4 protein-coding genes are annotated in these 3,866 nt (G+C 33.0%); all 4 read right to left on the bottom strand.

The window, feature by feature from the left end; translation table 11 throughout:
- Positions 1-88 precede the first annotated feature (88 nt).
- Entirely contained in the window at positions 89-724 is a 636-nt protein-coding gene (locus WA010_RS05025; protein ID WP_422556053.1) for a hypothetical protein, read from the bottom strand.
- Positions 721-2,256: a hypothetical protein gene (locus tag WA010_RS05020; RefSeq protein ID WP_422556052.1), complete on the bottom strand. Its 1,536-nt coding sequence runs from the start codon at positions 2,254-2,256 to the stop codon at positions 721-723. The genes WA010_RS05025 and WA010_RS05020 overlap by 4 nt, the downstream gene beginning before the upstream one ends.
- An 8-nt stretch (positions 2,257-2,264) precedes the next feature.
- On the bottom strand, positions 2,265-3,557 hold the full coding sequence (locus WA010_RS05015) for a M99 family carboxypeptidase catalytic domain-containing protein (protein WP_422556051.1): 1,293 nt from the start codon (positions 3,555-3,557) through the stop codon (positions 2,265-2,267).
- A gap of 3 nt (positions 3,558-3,560) precedes the next feature.
- Positions 3,561-3,866, bottom strand: a 306-nt coding sequence (locus tag WA010_RS05010; protein WP_422556050.1) for a L,D-transpeptidase Cds6 family protein, incomplete at its 5' end; no start/stop codon positions are given.

Below are 3,866 nucleotides of genomic sequence, written 5' to 3'. Positions count from 1 at the left end.
GATGATTGTGCTACGGTAACGGAGGTTGTAGGAGTTGTTACAGCATTCAGGGTTAAAGAACTTAAAAATCCTAATAATAAGTATGTTTTCATTGTCTGACGATCCCCCATACTGAGATATGAAGATCTCCTCGGAATTTTTCATCGGCAGTAGTATTAAAATCATGGAGATCAACAACCAATTGACTTTGTTCTAGAGCATTAATAAACTTTAACGTATTTTTATATGCTCCTTCCGATGTAATACTAATATCTAAAACGTGTCCAAATGAATTATTATCCGTTTGTAAAGTATTTCCAAATTTTGCTAATTTGACATTGTATGATCGGGCATAACGTGAAATAGAGTCCAAGTAGGCTCCCCATACTTTTTCGTCATAATAGAGAGATGAAATCTGTTCTAACTGTTCTTTAATATAGGTATTATACTGAATATACAGCGTGCGTTGACGTTCTAGTTCAACAATCTCTTGTTCTATTTGTGTGATTCGTTCAGGCGGATTGGCAAGGAGATAATTTTTATCAAAATTGAGATCATTTTCTACTTTAAGAGCTTTTTCATGAGATATTTTAAAACTTTCTTCCGAACTCTCCCAAAACAGTAAATAAGAAAAAGTAAATAATAATGCGAATATGGTGATATAAAGGATCATTTTTTCGCGATCACTTTTTTGAGAAAGAGATTGATCTAAAGTGTACAGGTAGTCTTCAATATGTAATTTCATTTGATTACCGCCTTTAATTCACTGAGATAAGAGGAAGTATTCGTGTCATATGTGATCAATTCTAGCTTAAAATTGTATTGATTACGTTTTGTCTCAGTTAAATGTTTTAATAGGGCTGTAATATCCTGTGTTTTAGAAGAGATTAGACCAAAGCTAAATATTTTACTTGTATTGTTCTCTGTATAGTTGACATTTTGTAACTGTACTCGATAATTATTAAAGCTTTGTGTAAAATCTGCCATAATTCTAGCTTTCATCGGATAGTCTACTTTTTTCTCATGCACTTGTATTAACGTATCTTGCTTTTGTTTATAAGCAGTTTTTTGTTCGTCGAGGAGTGTTTGTGCGACCTTTTTATTGGCTAGTTTAAGATTGACAGTTGCTTCGCGTGTCATTTTCTCAATGTGTACTTGCTCGTATTCTTTACTTAAAACAGCATGGTGAAATTCTTCGATGTAAGAGAGACCCCAATATACTCCGGGATATAGAAGTGCTCCAGCTAAAGCTGTAGCAGTTATTAAAATTAGTTTTCCACTTTCACGTTTTGCGAAAGGGGGTGGGCGTTCAAAAATTGTAAAATTACATTCATATCGTTCTTCAACTGGTAAGTGCCCATATACATGCATAAGCTGATGGATCTGATCTATATTAGAACCGTTATTCTGGAATCCGTAATTAAAATCAAGAGGTGCTGTTCTTAAGCCTAAATAGGTTTGTGCATACTCATCTAATCCGATGACAATGCCTGCACTGCTTCCGATATAAAGTTCATCAAAGCGTTTAATATCATAGGCTCTTTTTGCATAAGCCATAATGTCATTGATATGAAGTAAAATTTCACCAAATAATTTTATGAGATTTTTTTGATATTCACTATTGGAACTATTCAAACCTTCTTTGACAAGCATGGAAGAGAAAGTAGTGAAATCGATTTGTTCACCTAAGAGTTCAACAAAACGCTCATGCATTTGGAGGAGAGAAAATTTTAATGATTTAGCATAAACAAATTCTTGTTCATGATAGATACAGAAAAAAGCATCATTTTCTTGAAAATAGATAAAGCAATGGACATCCGATGAATTGATTAGCTCTTTGACGTAAAGTGATTTTAAAAGTAACGGAATAGGGATGATTTGATCAATATATTTGATTGTATTGATGACTTTTACATATTCTTGTTCAAGTGTAAGGGGATCAACTACAAAGACATGAAAATAACGATCATTTTCTGTACTGCGATGGATTGCTTCAATGTAACGAATACGATATTCGACTGCCATATCCAATGCAAGTTCTTCGTATACTTTATTTTCTAATGCATGGTAAATATCATCATCGGGAATATTTTTACTAATTCCAATGAGGGTTGAGATAAATCCTCTGGTATTTAAAGAAGATATAGCATATTGATCTTTTGCAAAAGAAGGAGAAGTGGTGTTTGAAATGGTATTAAATGTTCCATTGCAATAGTCACCCTTATACGGATTGGCTGATACGATGGTTGAATAGGTTTGTTGTTGATTTTGATTCATCCTCTTTCCTATTTAAAATGTACAAGAAGCATTCCGAAGAAGCGATCTTGACGATAAAATTCTATTCGATAGCTTTTATGTAAAGTGTCTACTGCATATTTAGAGTCTAAGGTATTCAATGAAATACGTATATTACTCTCATCTTTAACTCGTTTTTTTGTAAAACCGATAATATTTACCCTGACGTTTGGGTCATGATTAATAACAGTAAAATCGGCATTTACAAAAAAATCTGTAGCTAATTTTAGAGTTTTAGTTTCACCATCAATTTTAAGAGTAGCTAATGGTAAAAAAGGCTCTTTTTCATGATAGCTCGGATAAAAAGTACTTATTTTTTGGCTACCGATAAAAAGATCAAAATTTGACCCATTCTGACGAATACTGCCTAATGCATGGGTGAATTTGAAATCATTGTTGACCGATTGTAGCGGAATAAAACTTAAAGAGTTTTTTAAATGATTTAAACTTAAGTAAAAGTTATCATTAATAGTTAAATACCCATAATCATGTAAAAGCTTTTCGATATGTTCCGGAGTAAGTTCAAGAGAAGATTCAAATTCAATTCCCATAATTTTCATATATTCTTCAATCGCCCTAAGTTGGTAGAGGACTTTACTTTGGAGAGTAGGGAGATTTTTGCTGGTTTCAATAGCAAAAGCGGGCTTATTATTGATGACAGCAAAGTAAGTTAACGAGTGTTTCATAGCTTCATCATCAAAACGTGTATTTGTATTGCGTACATCAAAATAATGATGATTTTCGATCAAGCCTCTATTGAGAGATTGACTTACTTTGATTGCAATTTCATTGAGATTTCCGAATGGATGTGTATGGTTTAAGACACCTTGATCTATGACACAGGTTTGTCCCCAAGCATTTGGATTAAAAATAGTATTTTGATACTCTTTGCGATAAAAACCATGTCCATCATGAAGATTGAGAATGAGACCAATCTGAGGTTCTGTAATAATCTTTTGTATTTCTCGGACAGTTTTATAATCAGGATCATTGGGATCTATTTCTAAAAATTTTCGGTTCATATCTCCATTGATCCCTCGACTGTTATGTTGAATACTTGGACGGTTTAGATCCGGTATGATCCAAACATTTCCAGTTTTGATTTTATAGTATTGCGATAATAAAGATGCGGCAAAGTAGCTTCCAGGCTCATTTCCGTGAATGCCACCAATTACAAGGAGAGTAAGAGATTGCTGAGGGGTATTTTCTTTTTTAATCAGGGTAAAGGGAAGCGCAAATAATGCATTACCCACCAAAAGAGTAATGATAAATAATAACTTCATCTATTAATCTTCGGTAATAATGGAAATTGATTGATCTCTATTGATACGTATAAGTAACTCTTTATCGCCTTCAAAACGATGAGAATCACTGAGATAAACCTGGGTTAAAGTAACCCAAAAAAGATTATGTGCTTCTCCGGGATAAGGGATAATATTGATATTATTAAACGTGATAATTTTATGTTCTTCTTTTGCAAAGATACGTTCTTTATATGATTTGAACTGATTGAAGTTCATTCCATCAGCACGTTTGAATGAAGAATCATAGAAAGATAAATAGTCAATAATATTATTATCACTCCATGATGC

The sequence above is a fragment of the Sulfuricurvum sp. genome (assembly GCF_049305995.1).
Taxonomy (GTDB): domain Bacteria; phylum Campylobacterota; class Campylobacteria; order Campylobacterales; family Sulfurimonadaceae; genus Sulfuricurvum.
This window is presented reverse-complemented; position numbering and strand designations above follow the sequence as displayed.